At 37.3% G+C, this 19,447-nt stretch carries 17 protein-coding genes and 1 tRNA gene; 12 read left to right on the top strand and 6 right to left on the bottom strand.

Features of this window, described 5'->3' with window-relative positions:
- Positions 1-327: 327 nt before the first annotated feature.
- From OZP13_RS18700 to OZP13_RS04645, 6 genes are all read left to right on the top strand, one after another.
- The gene (locus OZP13_RS18700) at positions 328-720 is read left to right on the top strand and encodes an MFS transporter (RefSeq protein ID WP_349293504.1); all 393 of its coding nucleotides are present in this window, start codon (positions 328-330) and stop codon (positions 718-720) included.
- Positions 675-1,544 (top strand): MFS transporter, encoded by an 870-nt coding sequence (locus OZP13_RS04665; RefSeq protein WP_349293503.1) that lies wholly within the window; start codon positions 675-677, stop codon positions 1,542-1,544. Before OZP13_RS18700 ends, OZP13_RS04665 begins: the two co-directional genes overlap by 46 nt.
- 121 nt (positions 1,545-1,665) lie before the next feature.
- Positions 1,666-2,025 carry a BlaI/MecI/CopY family transcriptional regulator gene (locus OZP13_RS04660; protein ID WP_269242668.1) on the top strand — a complete coding sequence of 120 codons (360 nt, stop codon included), beginning with the start codon at positions 1,666-1,668 and terminating at the stop codon, positions 2,023-2,025.
- 2 nt (positions 2,026-2,027) lie between these two features.
- Positions 2,028-4,097, top strand: coding sequence for a M56 family metallopeptidase (locus OZP13_RS04655; RefSeq protein WP_281298829.1), 2,070 nt, complete (start codon positions 2,028-2,030; stop codon positions 4,095-4,097).
- A 66-nt stretch (positions 4,098-4,163) separates the two neighbouring features.
- Entirely contained in the window at positions 4,164-4,307 is a 144-nt protein-coding gene (locus OZP13_RS04650) for an SsrA-binding protein (RefSeq protein ID WP_269242666.1), read from the top strand.
- A gap of 105 nt (positions 4,308-4,412) precedes the next feature.
- Positions 4,413-4,486, top strand: a tRNA-Arg gene (locus OZP13_RS04645).
- A 124-nt stretch (positions 4,487-4,610) separates the two neighbouring features.
- Here the strand turns inward: OZP13_RS04645 and OZP13_RS04640 are convergent.
- On the bottom strand, positions 4,611-5,807 hold the full coding sequence (locus OZP13_RS04640) for an IS256 family transposase (protein WP_269239997.1): 1,197 nt from the start codon (positions 5,805-5,807) through the stop codon (positions 4,611-4,613).
- A gap of 260 nt (positions 5,808-6,067) precedes the next feature.
- Here OZP13_RS04640 and OZP13_RS04635 point away from each other — a divergent pair, with 260 nt between their 5' ends.
- Positions 6,068-6,637, top strand: coding sequence for a pentapeptide repeat-containing protein (locus OZP13_RS04635; protein ID WP_281298828.1), 570 nt, complete (start codon positions 6,068-6,070; stop codon positions 6,635-6,637).
- A 57-nt stretch (positions 6,638-6,694) separates the two neighbouring features.
- Here the strand turns inward: OZP13_RS04635 and OZP13_RS04630 are convergent, their stop codons facing one another.
- From OZP13_RS04630 to glyA, 5 genes are all read right to left on the bottom strand, one after another.
- Positions 6,695-7,873, bottom strand: coding sequence for an L-lactate MFS transporter (locus tag OZP13_RS04630; RefSeq protein ID WP_281298827.1), 1,179 nt, complete (start codon positions 7,871-7,873; stop codon positions 6,695-6,697).
- A gap of 29 nt (positions 7,874-7,902) precedes the next feature.
- Entirely contained in the window at positions 7,903-8,679 is a 777-nt protein-coding gene (gene pflA, locus OZP13_RS04625) for a pyruvate formate-lyase-activating protein (RefSeq protein WP_281298826.1), read from the bottom strand.
- 102 nt (positions 8,680-8,781) lie between these two features.
- Entirely contained in the window at positions 8,782-11,031 is a 2,250-nt protein-coding gene (gene pflB / locus OZP13_RS04620; RefSeq protein WP_281298825.1) for a formate C-acetyltransferase, read from the bottom strand.
- Positions 11,032-11,464: 433 nt separating this feature from the next.
- Positions 11,465-11,977: a GNAT family N-acetyltransferase gene (locus OZP13_RS04615; RefSeq protein ID WP_269242661.1), complete on the bottom strand. Its 513-nt coding sequence runs from the start codon at positions 11,975-11,977 to the stop codon at positions 11,465-11,467.
- A gap of 70 nt (positions 11,978-12,047) precedes the next feature.
- A complete protein-coding gene (glyA, locus tag OZP13_RS04610) occupies positions 12,048-13,322 on the bottom strand; it encodes a serine hydroxymethyltransferase (protein WP_281298824.1) in 1,275 nt (424 codons plus the stop codon).
- A 109-nt stretch (positions 13,323-13,431) separates the two neighbouring features.
- Here glyA and fahA point away from each other — a divergent pair, with 109 nt between their 5' ends.
- From fahA to argC, 5 genes are all read left to right on the top strand, one after another.
- Complete coding sequence (fahA, locus tag OZP13_RS04605; RefSeq protein ID WP_281298823.1) at positions 13,432-14,715, top strand: fumarylacetoacetase; 1,284 nt, start codon at positions 13,432-13,434, stop codon at positions 14,713-14,715.
- Positions 14,716-14,868: 153 nt separating this feature from the next.
- Complete coding sequence (locus OZP13_RS04600) at positions 14,869-16,053, top strand: hypothetical protein (RefSeq protein WP_281298822.1); 1,185 nt, start codon at positions 14,869-14,871, stop codon at positions 16,051-16,053.
- A gap of 436 nt (positions 16,054-16,489) precedes the next feature.
- On the top strand, positions 16,490-17,119 hold the full coding sequence (locus OZP13_RS04595) for a GNAT family N-acetyltransferase (RefSeq protein WP_281298821.1): 630 nt from the start codon (positions 16,490-16,492) through the stop codon (positions 17,117-17,119).
- Positions 17,120-17,181: 62 nt separating this feature from the next.
- On the top strand, positions 17,182-18,381 hold the full coding sequence (locus OZP13_RS04590) for an argininosuccinate synthase (RefSeq protein WP_269242659.1): 1,200 nt from the start codon (positions 17,182-17,184) through the stop codon (positions 18,379-18,381).
- Positions 18,382-18,461: 80 nt separating this feature from the next.
- Positions 18,462-19,439, top strand: coding sequence for an N-acetyl-gamma-glutamyl-phosphate reductase (gene argC / locus OZP13_RS04585; RefSeq protein ID WP_269242658.1), 978 nt, complete (start codon positions 18,462-18,464; stop codon positions 19,437-19,439).
- The last annotated feature ends 8 nt before the right edge of the window (positions 19,440-19,447 follow it).

Raw genomic sequence — 19,447 nt, 5'->3', positions numbered from 1 at the left:
TCGATACATATAACCAGACACTCAAGCTATAGCGAATTGACGAAGTAAATCTAAAAAAAAGATAGTTGACTTTCTTGTTTTTTATGCAAAAAGCAACAGCTTTTTACAGATATGGCTTTTTAACTTGTTTTGCCCTCGTGCATATTTTGGAGTAAAGTAAATAAACAATTAACGACCACGCCCCAGTGTTACCTTTAGTAATCTTGTTCAACATTGTTGTTTTTTTTTATCGCTTGGCAGAAAATAAGACAACACATAACGACCTATAGCATTATATGATACCACCAATAAAAAACTTTGTAGCTTTGCAAAACAGAAAATTCACCTATGTTAAAAAAAGTTTTCCATCGCTACATCAACAATTTCAAGGGGTTTAGACGCGAAGTTTGGATTCTTGCCATGATTACTTTTATCAACAGGGCGGGAACGATGGTTTTGCCGTTTTTGTCCAAATATTTGAAGGAAAATCTCCATTTTACTTATGAACAAGTGGGATGGATTATGGTTGCCTTTGGTTTGGGTTCGATGTTGGGTTCATGGATTGGCGGTAAATTGACGGATAAAATCGGTTTTTACAAGATCATGATTTTTAGCCTTTTCACCAGTGGGATACTGTTTTTATTCTGCAATACATTACCAGCTTTTGGGGTCTGTGCTTCGGAATGTTTACCATTATGGCCATTGCCGACATGTTCCGACCAGCGATGTTTGTCTCCTTGAGCGTCTATGCCAAACCCGAAAATAGGGTTCGTGCCTTGTCCTTGGTACGTTTGTCGGTAAATTTGGGTTTTGCGGCCGGTCCTACTTTGGGTGGATTAATTATTTTGGGAATGGGTTACCAAGGCTTGTTTTGGATCGATGGCAGTTCTTGCATCCTTGCTATTCTCATTTTTGCTTTAACCGTCAAAGAGAAAAAAAGAATTCCGCTGGCAGCTGGTGAAATTCCTGCCAATATAAACCGAAAATCCATATACAAAGACAAACCTTTTTGGTTACTCCTATTCACTATTTTTATTATCGTGATGGTGTTTTTTCAAATATTCACCACATTGCCTTTGTACCATCACGAAAAATTTGGTTTGACCGAATTTCAAACCGGAATGCTTCTTTCCTTAAACGGGCTTTTGGTCTTCTTGTTGGAAATGCCTATTGTAAGCATGGTGGAACGGAAAGGTTTAAATAAAATCAAGATCATCGCCTATGGCGCATTATTCGTGGCCTTGGGCTATTTTGTCTTATTAATTGATTCTTGGGGTGCTATTTTAGTGGTAAGCATTGTTTTTCTGAGTTTTGGAGAAATTTTTGCCTTCCCTTTTTCGAATGCCGTGGCGCTAAACCGAGCACCAAAAGGACAAGAAGGACAATACATGGGCTTGTTTACGATGAGTTTTAGCTTGGCGCACATTGCCTGTTCGAAAACCGGACTCGATATTATTGCCCATTTTGGGTATCTAACCAATTGGGTTGTCATGGGTTCGTTGGGAATGTTGGCCGCTTTCTGTTGCGTTTGGTTGAATCGAATGTTGCGAGCCGAAAATAAATAAGCATCTCAAAACCAGAGTTTTTTACTTGAAACTTGAAATCTAGTTAAATAACTATAAAAATAGTTTGTCAACTAAAAATATAGTTGTAAGTTTGTTTTGAAGATAACAAATCGATACAACCATGCAAAAACTTACCAACAAAGAAGAGGAAATCATGCAGATTTTATGGAAGCTGGAAAAAGCTTTCGTGAAAGAAGTACTGGCCGAAATTACTGAAGAACAACCTCATTACAACACTCTTTCGACCATTATCCGAAACCTGGAAGAAAAAGGTTTTGTGTCCCACAACGCTTTTGGCAACACGCATCAGTACTTCCCTGTCGTGAAGATGGAAGACTATAGAAAGCGTTTTATGAACACGGCGATCGATACTTATTTTAATAGTTCCTATAAAAACATGGTGTCGTTTTTTGCCAAAGAAGAAAAGATTTCAGCCGACGAATTACGCGAGATTTTAGCGATGATCGAAAAAAAGCAATAGTCATGGAAACGCTATTCGTTTTCCTCATCAAATCCAGTGGATTAATTGGACTATTTTATTTGGCTTATTTCGTTTTGCTGCGAAAAGAAACTTTTTTCAACAGCAATCGTTGGTTTTTATTGGCGGGACTCATCACATCGGTCATTTTGCCATTGGTTGTTTTTACGAAAATTGTTTGGGTAGATCCTATTCCAACCAATTTTGATTGGTCGAAAATTCCGGTGACAACTACTATAGAGAAAGAGGCTTTTGAAATCAATTGGTATCTTATATCCACCATTGTGTATTCGATTGGAATTTTGGGTTTCTTGATGAAATTTGCTTTTGATTTTTACAGTTTATCCAAGGTTTTGAAAGGAAAAACCATCCAAAAACAAGCCGATTTCAAGTTTATTGACGTCACCGAAAACCTCGCTCCTTTTTCCTATTTCAAATCCATCGTGTATAACTCATCACTGTACAGCGAGACGGAATTGGAAAGCATTTTGGAGCACGAAAAAGTACACAGCACACAAAATCACACCGTTGACGTTTTGTTTTCGAGACTGTTTTGTATTGTTTTTTGGTTCAATCCGTTGGTTTGGTTGTACAAAAAAGCCATCGTTCAAAATCTGGAATTCATCGCTGATAATGAAGCTTCCAAAAATATTTCCGATAAAAAAGCGTACCAATTGACGCTTTTAAAAATAACGACACAGGAAAATTGTGTTGCCATTACCAATCATTTTTATCAATCATTAATCAAAAAACGAATCGTTATGTTAAACAAAAATCAATCCAACAAAAGGAATTCTTGGAAGTATGCGGCAGTATTGCCAATATTGGGTGCCTTTTTATTCTTCTTCCAAGTAAAAGTAGTCGCACAGGAAAAAGTTAATCCAAAACAAGAAAACGAAACAAAGACAGAAGCTGTTGACTTAACTAAATTTAAAGTTGATAAAGATTTAATCACTTTATCAAAAGGAAAAGAAATTTACATCAATGGCGAAAAATCAAGCCAAGAAGAATTAGCTAAATTAGATCCCAAGGATATTATATCCATAGATGTTATTCAAAAATCTGGTAATCCAACAATCCTGGTCACTACCAAACATTTAACAAAACCTGTTAAAATTACGGATAAAGACATTTACATTGATGGTGTGAAATCGACCAATGAAGAATTTTCTAAATTAGACCAGAACAGCATTGAAAACATGTATGTTGATACCTTCGAAAATACAGTTAAAATAACAACAAAAGGCAATAAACCAATTGTTATTCTCAATGGTACACAAACCATATCTACTTTCAAAATAGATGATATACCAACAGATCAAATCGAAAGCGTAAATGTCCTAAAAGGCAAAGTAGCAGAAGAAAAATATGGTGCCGATGCAAAATACGGAGCAATTGAAATTTCCACTAAAAACGGAACATTCACAATTGGTAAAACAGAAAACTCCACCGACAAACCAATGATAATTATCAATGGTAAAAAAGCGGGTAGCCAAGTTGGGATGAATAATATTAATTCAGATGCCGCTAAAAGTATGAATGTTTTAAAAGGTAAAAGTGCCTTGGATAAATATGGCAAAGAAGGCGAAAACGGGATTGTTGAAATAACTACCGATAAACCAGACCAAATTATTATGAAAATAGCGTTTGGTCATCCTATGCCTACCGTGCCATCTGTTCCATCTGTTCCTTCAGTACCTTTTGATTATAAAAAAGCTAATATTAATACTCAACAAGATCAAGCTAAGAAAGCTGCAGAGCAAGAAAAAATAGCTTCAGAACAAGCCAAGAAAGATACTCAACAAGCAAAAATAGATGCTGAGCAGGCAAAATGGGATGCCGAACAAGCCAAGAAAGATACTGAGAAAGCCAAGAAAAAAAAATCAGAACTAGACAAAAGTGAAATTGAAAACACTGGAAATGAAATTGTATCCTCCAAAGGACAATGGCTCGAAACTTATAAAGCAATATGGAAAGCACGATTCAGCCTTGAAAAAATGAAAGCCCAGAAAGAACAAGCAAAAGCAGATCTTGAAAAAGCAAGAATAGCTATGAAGTCAAAATTATTCTCATAATAAAACTTATAAAAGACGGTTCTAATCATGACCGTCTTTTTTATATATTTGAAAAAAAATCAATCTATGTTTAAACTATTAGCTCGAATAAACAAACTTATCCTGCCTAGTTTTACCAAACAAAGGCTAGATTTGGCCAAAGCCAAGAAATGGCAACTGGCGATCATCGGTTACCGCTATTATGTAACTACAAGAGCATTAGAACGTTGATTTCAGATTATAGATTTTAGATTTTAGATTAAAAAAAAAATAGATATAATTTCGCATTTAGGTTTGCACGATTGCAAAAATTGCCTATATTTGCACCCGCATAAAGGCCTTGTGGCGCAACTGAATAGCGCACTTGATTACGGCTCAAGAGGTTACTGGTTTGAATCCAGTCAAGGTCACGAAATATGAAAGTAGCCAACTTTCGAAGATACTAAAACCCCTGTAAAATAGGGGTTTTTCTTTTTTTTAGACACTATCCCAAAAAGTGTGTAAGTTTAAAAATATAGGGGTTTGATTTTTTAATTAAAGTTGAACCCTTTTTTCAAATATAGTTAAGAACTGGTTGAGGATTAATCCCCAGTTTTGGATTGGCATCGACCATTTTTTGGTTGCCTCTCTCAAAGCCAAATATACAGATTTTAAAACAGCTTCATCCGTTGGGAATGATAATTTGTTTTTAGTGTATTTTCTGATTTTACCATTGAGGTTTTCGATTAAATTTGTGGTGTAAATTATCTTTCTGATTTCTACTGGAAAGTCAAAGAATACGGTAAGTTCCTCCCAATTTTCTTCCCAGGATTTAATCGCATAAGGATATTTATTATTCCATTTTTTAGAAAAATCTCCCAGAGATGCTTTAGCAGCTTCTTTAGTTGGAGCATTGTAAATAAGCTTCATATCTGCCGAAAATTCCTTTTTATCTTTCCAAACCACATAACGAGCTGAGTTTCTAATTTGATGTACTACACAGATTTGGGTTTGTGATTCTGGGAATACATTTTTGATAGTTTGCGTAAAACCATTTAGATTGTCAGTAGCAGTAATTAGTATATCTTCAACTCCTCTAGCTTTTAAATCTGTTAAAACGCCAAGCCAGAAACTAGCACTTTCATTCTTTCCTAGCCACATTCCAAGGACTTCTTTTTTACCTTCTCTATTAAGTCCAACGGCTAAATAGATGGTTTTATTGACTATTTTTGAGTTTTCTCTAACTTTAAAAACAATTCCGTCCATCCAGACTATCAGATAAACAGCCTCTAAAGGTCGGTTTTGCCAAGCAATAATATCACTCGAAACCGTGTCGGTTATCCTAGAAATAGTACTAGTGGAAACCTCAAAATTATAAACTTCTCTTATTTGTTCTTCGATGTCGCTATTGCTCATTCCTTTGGCATAGAGAGAGATTATTACGTTCTCTAAACCATCGAGCATATTTTGCCTTTTGGGCACAATTAAAGGGTTAAATGAGGCTTCTCGATCTCTGGGAACTTGAATCTGAGATTCGCCAAATGAGGTTTTTATTTTCTTGTTAGAAAAACCATTACGAGCATTGGATTTTGTAGTTTTCTCGTGCTTATCATAGCCTAAATGGGCGTCTAATTCGCCTTCGAGCATTTTCTCTATTCCTCGCTTTTGTAGTTGGGCTAAGAAGCCATAAAGGTCTTCGCCTGTTTTGAATTGCTTCAAAAATTCATCGGATAATAAATCTTCCTTTTTCATAAAATGTGTAAAATATTAAAATTAAGTAAAAAAAGTATTAGGGTTTGCACAAACCCTAATACTTTTTTTACTTACACACTTTATAGGATACTACCTTTTTTTAACCCACAATCTTTTATCATCTTTTATCATTTTTGTTACCCCCATTCTTTTTCGGCAACTAAAAAATCACAAAAGAATGGAAAGGATACATGAAAGTGTGGGCTTTTTTTGTATAGATTTGTTTTTTGAGTTTGCACAAAACATTTCACAATCCATTTATGACCCAATATTTCCTTGACGTCGAATACAACAATCTCACTTATGGTGAACAAGAAGTCAATTTAAAGGAATTTGAATGCTGTACTTTCAACGGTTGTGATTTCTCGCAATGCAATTTTATTGGGGTAGTTTTTATCGATTGTACTTTTAACGATTGTGTTTTTAGTGGAGCCAAAATCAATCACGTAGCACTTCGAAGCGTGTTTTTTAATCGTTGTCAAATGGAAGAAGTAAATTTTGCGATGTGCGACAAACTCATTTTTGAAGTTCATTTCAGGGAATGCGTGTTGGATTTCTCCAAATTTTACACCCTGAAAATAAAAGGAACAACCTTTACCGATTGCAGTATCATCGCCGTGGATTTTATGAGCGCCGACTTGACCGAAGTAGTTTTCGACAACTGTGATTTGTACCGTTCCGAATTTGCGAAAGCCAATGCGAACAAGGCCAATTTCAAAACCAGTTACAATTATACCATCGACCCGACGAAAACTAAACTAAAAAAGGCCGTTTTTTCGTTGAACGAAGTAAAAGGACTTCTCTTCAAACATGAACTCGATATAAAATAAAAAATTCCGAAACCTGATAAATCAAGGTTCGGAATTCATTTATAAATCGTTAAATGATTATGCCACAACCAATGGTTTTGCAAGTAATCCTTTCAACCAAAATCCAACTATCAAGGCAACTACCAACAATAAGGAAAACAGATAGAAAATGGTAATTTCAGTACTCAATCCCAATAATAATGGGCCAACAAAGGCCGCTGCCGACCAAGCCGTCAAGGTGTAACCCAATACTTGCCCGTAATTCTCGGTTCCAAAAATGCTTTTCACGAAAGACGGCATTGTTGCAAAACCGGCACCGTAGCCCGCAATAATCACGTAAGTCAAGATTTGAAAAGAGGTATTGTTCGTTGAAAAACTAGGGATTAAAGCAAAACACACCACATTTATTCCGATAAAAAGCATAAACGTAGTCCAACACCCAATTTTATCCGAAATACTGGACCAAAACAAACGCCCAAGACCATTAAACAACCCGATGATGGCCACAAACAGCGTAGATTGTGCTGCACTCATTCCCACCACTTCTTGCCCTAAAACAGCGGCTTTCGAGATGATGGCAATTCCGCCACATACGTTCAGGAACAACAACAACCAAAGTGCAATAAAACGTTTGTCGGTGATGATTTCTTTTGGCGTCAAATCGACGTGGGCGTGGTGAGCCGTAGCAACATTTACAGGATTTGCCAAATACAAAGCGCTCAACAACATGCATATTCCGTAAGCAATTCCCAGTGTGGCAAATGCTCCAGACAATCCCGTGGATGCAATTAATGGACTAATCAAGAAAGAAGCCAACAACGAACCCAAAGCAAAGGACATGATGATGATTCCCGAAGCCAATCCTGGTTTATCCGGAAACCATTTTACGACAGTGTAAACCGGAACCACGTATCCAAATCCCAAACCGATGCCTTGCAAAACACCAAATGTCAAGTAAAACAAGTAAATGGAGCCTGTATTAACCGCCAAGGCACTACCCAATAATCCTACAGTCAAAAATAGCGTGGCCAATAATCCCGCTTTGGTTGGCCCCACTTTTTGGGCAAATTTACCCATAAAAGCTGCCGTCAATCCCAAGAAACAAATGGCTAAACTAAAACCTGTTTTGGTGTCGTGGGCATCCCAATTTAATTCTTTTGACAAGGGTTCGATCCATTTGCTGTACGCATAAATAGACCCGATTGACAGCTGCATAATCATACCAGCCAAGACAATCAAATATTTATTCTTTTTCATTTTAATTTCTTAAATACTCTTTATTGAATTTATTTTATTTTCACGTTGTCCAAATACAAGTCAAAAATGGCTTTTACTTTTTCCAACGTTTCTGCTGTGGGAGAAGGTGTTTCTGCAAGTGCATACTCCATATTCAACAGTTCCCATTTGTGTTTCCCCATTTGGTGGAAAGGAATAATCTCCACTCTTTCGACTGATTTATAACCCGAAAAATGTTTGGCCCATTCGTGCAAATATTCTTCTTGATCGGTCCAGCCTGGCACCAAAACGTAGCGCAACCACATCGGTTTGCCAGTGCTTTCACGGTATTCTGCCACTTTCAAGGTGGTACTATTGTTTAAACCGGTCAATTTTTTGTGCCATTCTTCGTTGATGTGTTTCACGTCCAGCATCAACAAATCGGTTCTGTCCAAAACTTCCTTGGTTTGTGCGTCCAAAACGCGTCCATTCGAATCCAGGCAAGTGTTGATGCCTTGTTCGTGCAAACGGTCAAAAAATGTAATTAATTTGGCTCTTTGCAACAAAGGTTCTCCACCAGAAACGGTGACTCCGCCCTGCTTTCCAAAATAAGATTTTTGTTTTAATGCTTTGGTAACAAGTTCATCGATGGTAACCAATGAACCTCCGTGAATATCTATTGAATCCGGGTTTTGACAATACAGGCATCGAAATTGGCATCCTTGAACGAAAACAATCATTCGTATTCCTGGTCCATCGTGTGTCCCAAAGGTTTCCAAGGAATGTATTCTTAAAGAATCAAAGTCGGTATCGTTTAATAAATGGTTGGGTTGTTCTGGGAAGTACATATTTTATTTTTTAATTGATTTAGTAAATGCTATTCCTTTGAACAAATTGTTCAAAGAAATAGCATTTATAAAGCCTAGTTATTTTTGAAGCTTTGCAATCAATTACATGGTGTCATGGAATGTTCTGCTGATCACTTCTAATTGGTGCGCTTTAGACAAACGTACGAAATTAACAGCATAACCAGAAACACGGATGGTCAATTGAGGATAATTTTCAGGATGATTGTAAGCATCCACCAAAGTTTCCTTGTTTAACACGTTAACATTCAAGTGGTGTGCATTTCTTCCGAAATAAGCATCCAAGGTAGTAGTCAAATTGGCTACTTGCTCTTCCATGTTATTTCCCAAAGATTTTGGAACCATAGTGAAAGTGTAAGAAATTCCGTCTTGAGCATCGTTGTAGTTTAATTTACTAACAGAGTTCAAAGAAGCAATCGCACCGTTTTCATCTCTTCCGTGCATTGGATTAGCTCCTGGAGCAAAAGCCTCGCCTGCTTTACGACCGTCTGGAGTTGCACCAGTATTGGAACCGTACATTACATTTGAAGTAATGGTAAGCAATGAAAGTGTAGGTGTTGCGTTTTTGTATGTTTTGTGTTTTCTCAACTCGTCGATAAAGATTTTGGTCACTTCTTGTGCAATACCATCTACTCTATCGTCGTCATTACCAAATTTTGGATAATCTCCTTCGATGTTGAAATCGGTAGTCAATCCGAATTCGTTTCTGATTGGAGAAACTTTGGCATATTTAATGGCAGAAAGAGAATCGGCAATAATTGAAATTCCGGCAGCACCATAAGCAATGTCAATATTTGGATTAGAGTCAATCAAGGACATTTGGGCTCTTTCATAGTAATATTTGTCGTGCATGTAATGAATGATGTACATTGATTTAGCATACACACGAGCTACTTCGGCCAATGTTTTCTTGAAAGATTTCATTACAGTATCGTAGTCCAATACTTCATCATCCATTTCAGAGATGTTGTTCACTACTTGAACTCCTTGTGCTTCTTCTCTACCGCCGTTCAAGGCCATCAAAAGCGCTTTAGGCAAGTTGGCACGAGCTCCAAAGTGTTGGATAGTTTTTCCGATGTGTTGGTAAGAAACGCAACAAGCAATACCATAATCGTCAGAACCACGATTGTCTCTCATCAAATCGTCATTTTCGTATTGAAGTGATGAAGTGTCGATAGAAACTTGAGCACAGAAATCTTTGAATCCTTGTGGCAATTTTTCAGACCAAAGAATGGTCAAGTTTGGTTCTGGAGAAGCTCCCAAGTTGTAAAGGGTTTGCAAGAAACGGAAAGAAGTTTTGGTTACTTTAGTTCTTCCATCGTGCAATTGACCACCGATAGCTTCGGTAACCCAAGTTGGATCTCCACCAAAGATGGCATCGTAAGCACCTGGACGAAGGTGACGCACCAAACGTAATTTCATCACAAATTGGTCAATGTATTCTTGGGCTTGCTCTTCGTCAATGATTCCGGCTTCGATATCGTTTTGGATATACACATCAAGGAAAGAAGAAACATTTCCAAGGGACATTGCTGCTCCATCTTGTTCCTTAACGGCACTTAAATAAGCCAAGTAAGTGAACTGCACTGCTTCGTGGGCGTTAACGGCTGGCTTCGAAATGTCGATTCCATAAGTAAGAGCCATTTTTTTCATGTCAAGCAAAGCGTTGATTTGCTCGGCAATTTCTTCACGCAAACGTACTTTGGCATCATTCATGTCGCCTGTTACATTTACTTTGTCTGTTTTCTTTTCGGCAATCAATCTGTCAATTCCGTAAAGAGCCACTCTCCTGAAATCACCAATGATTCTTCCTCTGGCATAATTATCAGGCAAACCTGTCAATACGTGTTTTGAACGGTAGGTTTTAATTTCACCATCATAAGCATCAAATACGGCTTGATTGTGGTTTCTGGCGTAATTAAAAATATCAATTACCCTGTCGGAAACTTTCAATCCTCTTTCTGCTACTGCAGATTCCACCAATTTGATTCCACCAAAAGGTTTCATAGATCTTTTTAAAAGTTCGTCTGTTTGAAGACCAACAATAGTTTCGTTTTCTTTTTGAATGTATCCAGGTCCAAAAGAAGTAATGTTTGAAATAACTTCAGTGTCAATGGCCAAACAACCGTCATTTTCTCTTTCTTTCAAAAGGGATTGTTTACATACATCCCATAATTTAGTTGTTCTGTCTGATGGTCCTGCAAGAAAACTGGCATCCCCTTCATACGACTTGATGTTTTGCAGGATAAAATCGTGTACATTAATAGTGTTGTTCCAAACTCCTTTATTCAAGACTCCTTCACTTAGCTCTGTTCTTTCTAATAAATTTTCCATTTTTGATGTTTTAATTATCTATTGTATTTAAGTAATTTTCTATTGATTTTTCTATACCCTAAATTTACGGAATATGTAAATCGATTATGAATTTCACGTGTTTTTTAATAAAAATTCATTCATTAACTAAAAAAACTAAACATTTTGTCTTTTTTACACCCTAATAATTAATTATGAATTTTTTTTGGCTGTTTTTGAAGACAAAAAACAAAAATAACGCTAACGTTATAGTTTTTTCATTTCTTGATTTATACTCCATTTTCTTCTGAAAAAGCACAAACCGACACTTTTATTAAAAAGGACAATTTAGTCTTTTTTTGGCAAAACATTAAAAAATAAAAACTTTTTTATGAATTAGCGAAATCACCCAAGGATTTAAAGTAAGATCCCCTTTCGAAATAAGACTTGGAAAGGGAATTAGGGCAGAAACTATTTAACTCGGAGAGAAAAATAAAATTTTCAATTCCATTTTGTAGTCTTCCATCAGATAACCGTTTCCAATGTCCAAATCTTCTTGGCCAACGACTTCGAAACCCATTTTTTTATAAAAGGCACAAGCTTTGTTGAATCGGTTTACGTTCAATGAAATCCTGTCGGAATGGTTTTCTTTGGCCAAAACCACAATTCTTTCCAACAACAATTTTCCCAATCCCTTGCCTTGGGTTTCCGGCAGAAGATAAATTTTATGCAAGCGGGTACATTTCTCATTCAAATAATGGTGTTCGAACGAAGCAAACCCCAAACAAACGGAATCTTCTTTGGCCAATAAAAAATGATGCCCTTTATTTAGATTATCCATTAAAGCAGCATCCGAATACATTTTATCCAACATATAGTCCAATTGTTCTTTCGATAGAATTTCGCCATAAGTCACCGGCCAAGTGGTATGAGCAATGCTTCGAATGGTTTCAAAATCTTCAACTGTGGCTTCGTAAATGGTTGTCATGTTCTTTTGATAAAAAAAACCTTCAAAAGCGAACTATTGAAGGTTTTAAATTGAATTAAAATATTTTTTTTTAGAAAACGAAGATGGCTCTTTCGCTCATCATTTCGTTTACTTCGGCAGCTACTTCTTCGATAACCGCTTCGTTGGTGTGATCCATCAAAACCCTGTCAATCAAGGCCACAATAGTTTCCATATCTTCTTCCACAAGTCCACGAGTGGTGATTGCTGCAGTTCCCACACGAATTCCTGAAGTCACGAATGGTGATTTGTCATCAAAAGGAACCATATTTTTGTTTACGGTGATTTCTGCTTTTACCAAGGCATTTTCAGCCTCTTTTCCAGAAATGCTCTTGTTTCTCAAATCAATCAACATCATGTGATTGTCAGTTCCACCAGAGATAATGTTGTATCCTCTTTTTACGAAAGCATCCGCCATTGCATTGGCATTTTTTTGCAATTGCATCGCATAAGTAAAAAATTCGTCTTGCAATGCTTCACCGAAAGCCACAGCTTTAGCAGCAATAATGTGCATCAAAGGTCCTCCTTGATTTCCAGGAAAAACAGCCAAGTCCAATAAAGCAGACATCATTCTGATTTCTCCTTTTGGAGTAGTCAATCCCCAAGGATTTGGAAAATCTTTACCCATCAAGATCAAACCACCTCTTGGTCCACGCAAAGTTTTGTGGGTTGTAGTCGTTACAATATGACAATGAGGAATTGGGTCATTCAATAATCCTTTGGCAATTAAACCTGCTGGATGAGAGATATCGGCCATCAAAATAGCACCAACGCTGTCAGCAATTACCCTGAAACGCTCAAAATCCATGTCACGAGAATAAGCCGAAGCTCCCGCGATGATTAATTTTGGTTGCTCTTTAGTGGCTATTTCTTGAATTTTATCATAATCCAATCTTCCTGTTTCTTTGTCAACACCATAAAAAGTAGGTTTGTAAACACGTCCTGAAAAGTTTACTGGAGAACCGTGCGTCAAGTGACCACCGTGTGACAAATCGAATCCTAATATTTTATCCCCAGGTTGCAAACAAGCGTGAAATACTGAAGCATTGGCTTGAGAACCCGAGTGAGGTTGAACGTTGGCATATTCGGCACCAAATAATTCTTTGGCTCTGTCAATGGCAATTTGTTCAACAATATCAACCACTTCGCAACCGCCGTAGTATCTTTTGCCTGGATAACCTTCGGCATATTTATTAGTTAAAACAGAACCAGCTGCTTCCATTACTTCGTCACTCACAAAATTCTCGGAAGCTATAAGTTCCAATCCGTGAATTTGTCTGTCTTGTTCCTCTAAAATAAGGTCAAAAATTTGTTCGTCGCGTTGCATTTTCTCGATTTTAGTTAATTTGTGTGCAAAAATACAAAAAAACGTTTGGTAAATAGTTAGTTTATGATATATTTGATGAGTATTTCTCAACAAAATAATTAACAGCATTATGCCATTATCAGCCAATAACACCAATAGAAAATCATGGATCAACGTTCCCGAGGACAGTGATTTCCCTATTCAGAATATTCCTTTTGGCGTATTTATCACCAAAGATGATGTCATAACCATTGGTACTCGAATTGGAGATAGCGCTATTGACATGGGAGCTTTACAGCAATTAAATTACTTTGAAGGCATCGAATTGACCGACGACATGTTCATGCAAGACACCCTGAATGATTTTATATCGGACGGAAAAAAAACATGGCGATTGGTTCGAAATCGCTTGGCGGAATTATTTGACGAAACCAATCCAGAACTTCGAGATAATAAGGAACATCGAGATTTCGTAATATTTGACGTAAAAGACATCGAAATGCAATTGCCGGTTTTAATTGGCGATTACACCGATTTTTATACCAGCAAAGAACACGCTATTAATATAGGTAAAATAATCAGCAATCCTGACAAAGCTTTACCACTGAATTGGTTTCACATGCCGGTGGGTTATCATGGAAGAAGTTCGACCATAATTCCATCCGGAATTCCTGTCAACAGACCCATGGTGCAAACACTGCCAATTGGAGAGACAACCCCAGTTTTTGGCCCTTCGCGAATGGTGGATTTTGAACTGGAAACCGCTTTTATCACGACCGATGCCAATATTATGGGAGAAAACATCCCAATCGCTGAAGCCGAAGATTATATTTTTGGAATGGTTTTGATGAATGACTGGAGCGCTCGCGACATCCAGAAATGGGAATCCCTGTCCTTTGGTCCTTTCTTGGCAAAAAACTTTGCCACTTCCATCTCATCGTGGATTGTGACCATGGATGCCTTGGAACCGTTCAGAACCAAAGGTCCCAATCAAGACCCAGCACCATTTCCTTATTTGCAATTAAAAGGGAAACACAACTTCGACATTAATCTGGAAGTAGCCATACAAACCGAAAAATTGGATACCACGATTGTGTCCAAAACCAATTTCAAATACATTTATTGGTCGATGATCCAACAATTGGCACACCACACCTCCAACGGTTGCCGAGTAAACTCGGGCGACATGATGGGTTCTGGTACTATTTCCGGTCCCACTCCCGACAGTTTTGGTTCGATGCTGGAATTAACTTGGGGCGGAGAAAACGCCATCCAACTCAACGACGGAACAGAACGAAAATTCATCAATGACGGAGACACCGTAATCATAAAAGGTTTTTGCAAAAACAATGGTCTCCGAATTGGGTTTGGAGAAGTTTCCAGCAAACTGCTGCCGCCGTTTGTGAGGAAATAAATTATTTTTCACCTTAATACATAATCCGACATTTTATTAAAAGTGTCGGATTTTTTTTGGCATCATATTGGCTAATAAAAAATCAAAAAACTGTCCATAAAACAGGTTCTCCTATTCAAAAATTATAGTAAATTCGCAAAAATTTTATTTAAAATGAAAAAACACTACTCTATATTATTCGCTTTCTTAATACTAACTTCTTGCGGAGTAAAACAAACCCAAAACTTGTTGAGTTCCGGCAATTATGATGAAGCCATCAATAATTCCATTTCGAATTTGCGTTCCAACAAAGACAAAAAAGGCAACCAAGATTACGTCTATTTGCTGGAAGAGGCTTTCGCCAAAGCCAAAGAACGCGACTTGAACGCCATAAATCTTTGGGAAAAAGAAAAAAATCCGGCCAACTTCGAAAAAATATACAACACCTATTTACAATTAAACAACCGTCAGGAGAAAATAAAACCATTGCTCCCGTTAAAGCTGTTGAACGAAGGCCGGAACGCCATCTTCCCTTTTGATAATTACAACGACCAAATCGTGGCCAGCAAAAACAACTTGTCCGATTATTTGTATGCCAATGCCAAGTCATTAATGACAACTTCCGATAAAATGAATTTCCGCAAAGCCTACGACGATTTGGCTTATTTGAACGAAATCAATCCCAATTACAAAAACGTCCTAAATTTAATGGACGAAGCCCGATTCAAAGGAACTGATCACGTATTGGTTAATGCCAAAAACGAAACCGACAAAATCATTCCTGCCCGTTTGCAAAATGATTTATTGGACTTCAACACTTACGGACTGAACAACAAATGGACAGTATTTGACGCCGAAAAGCAAAAAGGAATCACTTATGATTATGGAATGACGATTCGTTTCCAGAACATATTGGTTTCGCCAGAGCAAATAAAAGAGAGGGAATTCATCAAGGAAAGACAAATAAAAGACGGTCAAAAAAGACTTTTGGATGCCAATGGAAAAGAAGTCATCGACAATACCGGAAAGGTAGTTATGGTGGACAACATGATAAAAGTAACGGCGAGAATATTCGAATCTCGACAATTCAAATCCAGCCAGATTCAAGCTAAAATAGATTATGTGGATTTTCGAAACAATCAATTAATCCAGTCCTTTCCGCTAGTCAGCGAGTTTGTATTTGAAAACATTTATGCCACTTGCAAAGGCGACAAACGCGCATCGGACGACAATTATTATTCTTATTTCGACAAAAGGCCCATTGCTTTTCCGTCGAACGAGCAAATGGTTTATGACACGGGCGAAGACTTGAAAATGAAACTCAAAGGAGTCATCAACAAAAACTCGTTTAGAAATTAACCCTCAAATAGGGGATCCTTCTTTTAGCAAAGTTTTATTTGAAGAAAAAAAATAACAATTAATTTCAATTTTGTTAAGAAAAAAATCCAGCGGTTTAATAAATTAATCGTATTTTTGCACCAATGAAAAAAACAAGTTTACATATAACTTCTTTATCACGGATAAACAAACCAACCGCTTCGCCCGAAGTACGGATGCTGTAATATATAGCTCCAAATGTGTTTTTTTATTCATTTTTCATTTTTTATCATTTTGAAATTATTAATAGCATCCATCGGATTATTTCATTCTGAAAATCTAATTTTTTTCTGTTTGTCCTGCACTCTACTTTTAGGGGCGATTTTCTATGGCATTAATTCAATGACAAACTCGAATAAAAATAGTCTTTCGAAACCAACATTTTTTTATTTTTTTAACCCAAACTTTAACTCTTGAAATGAAAATATCTGTAGTTATAGCTCAAGAAGAACATTTTAAATATGCGCAAGAAATATGTGACACTATAGAATCTTCTGCTTTATTGAGAGGTACTGGAATTGCAAAAAGAACCCCAGAATACATCAAAAAAAAGATAGCCAATGGCGATGCCGTTATTGCATTGGACAAAAATGGTGTTTTTGCCGGTTTCTGCTATATCGAAAGTTGGCAACACGGCAAGTTCGTGGCCCACTCCGGATTAATCGTGCATCCTGATTTCAGGAACCACGGTTTGGCCAAGAAGATAAAAACCTTTGTCTTTAATTATTCGTTGAAAAAATATCCAGGAGCCAAAGTTTTTGGTATCACGACTGGTTTGGCCGTAATGAAAATTAATTCCGATTTGGGATACAAACCTGTACCATTTTCGGAACTTACTTCAGACCCAAGTTTTTGGAAAGGCTGTCAAACCTGTACCAATTACGAGATTTTGAAAAGCAAGGACAACAAAATGTGCCTTTGTACCGGAATGCTTTACGACCCGGCCGAAAAACCGAAAGACCCGCCCAAACATCCATTCAATGTGAGAATTTGGAATCGATTGAAAGAAATTAAAGCGGCTCTTTTCTTGGAAAACAAAGAAAAATAAACAACACACAGTTCAAATAAAATGAAATCGGAGCTTTACAAACTCCACAAAAACAATACAAAATGGCAAATAAAAAAGTAGTATTAGCATATAGCGGAGGATTGGACACATCATACTGTCTAAAATATTTGAAAAACGAACAAGGATATGAAGTTCACACCGTATTAATCAATACAGGAGGATTTGACGATGCCGAATTACAAGCCATCGAAGACAGAGCTTATGAATTGGGAAGCGCTCAACACGCCAACCTTACCATTTTAGACAAATATTACGACAAAGCGATTAAGTATTTGATTTATGGAAACGTTTTGAAAAACAATACCTATCCTTTATCAGTGAGTGCGGAACGTGTTTTTCAGGCCATTGAAGCCATCAAATATGCCAAATCTGTTGGTGCTACTGCCATCGCCCACGGAAGTACGGGTGCTGGAAACGACCAAATTCGTTTTGACTTGATTTTCCAAACCATCGCTCCCGAAATTGAAATCATCACTCCTATTCGTGACTTGAAATTATCAAGACAAGAAGAAGTAGATTATTTAGCGAAAAATGGCGTGCATTATTCTTGGGAAAAAGCACAATATTCCATCAACAAAGGACTCTGGGGAACTAGTGTTGGAGGAAAAGAAACTCTAACATCAAGCAAACCATTGCCTAGCGAAGCGTATCCTTCTCAATTGACAAAAGAAGGCGAAGAGAAAGTAACTTTAGAATTCCTTAAAGGTGAATTAGTTGCCGTAAACGGTGTGGCGGACAAACCTTCAAACAATATTGTAGTTCTTGAAAAACTGGCCAGTGCTTATGCCATTGGTAGAGACATTCACGTTGGAGATACAATTATCGGAATCAAAGGAAGAGTTGGTTTTGAAGCAGCAGCGCCAATTATCATTATCAAAGCGCACCATTTATTAGAGAAACACACTCTTGGAAAATGGCAACAATATTGGAAAGAACAACTAGGAAACTGGTACGGAATGTTGTTTCACGAAGGCCAATTTTTGGATCCCGTGATGAGAAACATCGAAACTTTCTTGGAAGATACTCAAAAAACCGTAAATGGAACCGTGACCGTTTCTTTGAAACCGTACCACTTTTCATTGGACGGAATCGAATCTAAAAATGATTTGATGAATACCGGTTTTGGACAATATGGAGAAATGAACAATGCTTGGACATCAGACGATGCGAAAGGGTTTATCAAGATTTTAGGGAATGCTCAAAACATATTTTCGTCTGTAAATAATGAAACTTACGAATAAATAATTTCGGAATCACGTACAAACGGGTTCTGTACAGACGGGTTTGAAACCCGTCTCTACCAAAATAAAAATAAAAAATTATGATTACAATTGGTATTATCGGCGGTTCAGGTTACACGGCTGGGGAACTCATCAGGATATTGATGTTTCACCCGAATGCTAAATTGGATTTTGTTTACAGCACGACCAATGCGGGAAAACCACTTTCCATAGCGCACCACGATTTGTTGGGCGATATCGAAATGAATTTTACCGATACCATCAATCCAAATGTAGATGTTGTGTTCTTGTGCTTAGGTCACGGAAAATCAATTTCTTTTTTAGAACAAAATCAATTTTCTGCTACAACCAAAATCATAGATTTAGGAAATGATTTCAGATTGCTAAAAGACAAAGACTTTAACGGAAAATCATTTGTTTACGGTTTGCCGGAATTAAACAAAACGGACATCAAAAGCGCACAATATATTGCCAATCCAGGTTGTTTTGCAACAGCGATTCAATTGGCTTTGTTGCCATTGGCATCCCACGGATTATTGAATGACGATGTGCATATCAACGCTACAACAGGAAGTACTGGAGCTGGAGTTGGTTTGGCAGCCACCTCACATTTCAGTTGGAGAAACAACAATATGTCGCATTACAAAGCGTTCAATCACCAACATTTGGGCGAAATCAACCAAAGTGTAAATCAGTTGCAAGCGGATTATAGCGACGAATTGATTTTTGTTCCCAACAGAGGCGATTTTACCAGAGGAATTTTTGCCACTTTATACACTAAAGTAGAAGAAAGTTTAGAAGATTTGGTCGCCAAATACGAAGCGTTTTATGATGACCAACCCTTCGTAACCGTTACCACTACCGACATTAATATGAAACAAGTGGTGCAAACGAACAAATGTATCATCAGTTTAATGAAAAAAGGAAACCGGATTTTGATTACTTCGGTAATCGATAATTTAGTAAAAGGTGCTTCAGGACAAGCCATCCAAAATATGAATTTAATATTTGGACTCGAAGAAACTACAGGGTTGCACCTGAAACCAAGCGGATTCTAAAAATAGTT

The organism is Flavobacterium limnophilum (genome assembly GCF_027111315.2).
Taxonomy (GTDB): domain Bacteria; phylum Bacteroidota; class Bacteroidia; order Flavobacteriales; family Flavobacteriaceae; genus Flavobacterium; species Flavobacterium limnophilum.
Note: the sequence above shows the minus strand (reverse complement) of the source record. Positions and strands in the feature narration are given on the sequence as shown.

Excerpts from the sequence above, each read along its gene's own strand:
- OZP13_RS18700 (WP_349293504.1), top strand. The coding sequence starts at position 328 with ATGTTAAAAAAAGTTTTCCATCGCTACATCAACAATTTCAAGGGGTTT.
- OZP13_RS04665 (WP_349293503.1), top strand. The coding sequence starts at position 675 with ATGGCCATTGCCGACATGTTCCGACCAGCGATGTTTGTCTCCTTGAGC.
- OZP13_RS04660 (WP_269242668.1), top strand. The coding sequence starts at position 1,666 with ATGCAAAAACTTACCAACAAAGAAGAGGAAATCATGCAGATTTTATGG.
- OZP13_RS04655 (WP_281298829.1), top strand. The coding sequence starts at position 2,028 with ATGGAAACGCTATTCGTTTTCCTCATCAAATCCAGTGGATTAATTGGA.
- OZP13_RS04650 (WP_269242666.1), top strand. The coding sequence starts at position 4,164 with ATGTTTAAACTATTAGCTCGAATAAACAAACTTATCCTGCCTAGTTTT.
- OZP13_RS04640 (WP_269239997.1), bottom strand. The coding sequence starts at position 5,807 with ATGAAAAAGGAAGATTTATTATCCGATGAATTTTTGAAGCAATTCAAA.
- OZP13_RS04635 (WP_281298828.1), top strand. The coding sequence starts at position 6,068 with ATGACCCAATATTTCCTTGACGTCGAATACAACAATCTCACTTATGGT.
- OZP13_RS04630 (WP_281298827.1), bottom strand. The coding sequence starts at position 7,873 with ATGAAAAAGAATAAATATTTGATTGTCTTGGCTGGTATGATTATGCAG.
- pflA (WP_281298826.1), bottom strand. The coding sequence starts at position 8,679 with ATGTACTTCCCAGAACAACCCAACCATTTATTAAACGATACCGACTTT.
- pflB (WP_281298825.1), bottom strand. The coding sequence starts at position 11,031 with ATGGAAAATTTATTAGAAAGAACAGAGCTAAGTGAAGGAGTCTTGAAT.
- OZP13_RS04615 (WP_269242661.1), bottom strand. The coding sequence starts at position 11,977 with ATGACAACCATTTACGAAGCCACAGTTGAAGATTTTGAAACCATTCGA.
- glyA (WP_281298824.1), bottom strand. The coding sequence starts at position 13,322 with ATGCAACGCGACGAACAAATTTTTGACCTTATTTTAGAGGAACAAGAC.
- fahA (WP_281298823.1), top strand. The coding sequence starts at position 13,432 with ATGCCATTATCAGCCAATAACACCAATAGAAAATCATGGATCAACGTT.
- OZP13_RS04600 (WP_281298822.1), top strand. The coding sequence starts at position 14,869 with ATGAAAAAACACTACTCTATATTATTCGCTTTCTTAATACTAACTTCT.
- OZP13_RS04595 (WP_281298821.1), top strand. The coding sequence starts at position 16,490 with ATGAAAATATCTGTAGTTATAGCTCAAGAAGAACATTTTAAATATGCG.
- OZP13_RS04590 (WP_269242659.1), top strand. The coding sequence starts at position 17,182 with ATGGCAAATAAAAAAGTAGTATTAGCATATAGCGGAGGATTGGACACA.
- argC (WP_269242658.1), top strand. The coding sequence starts at position 18,462 with ATGATTACAATTGGTATTATCGGCGGTTCAGGTTACACGGCTGGGGAA.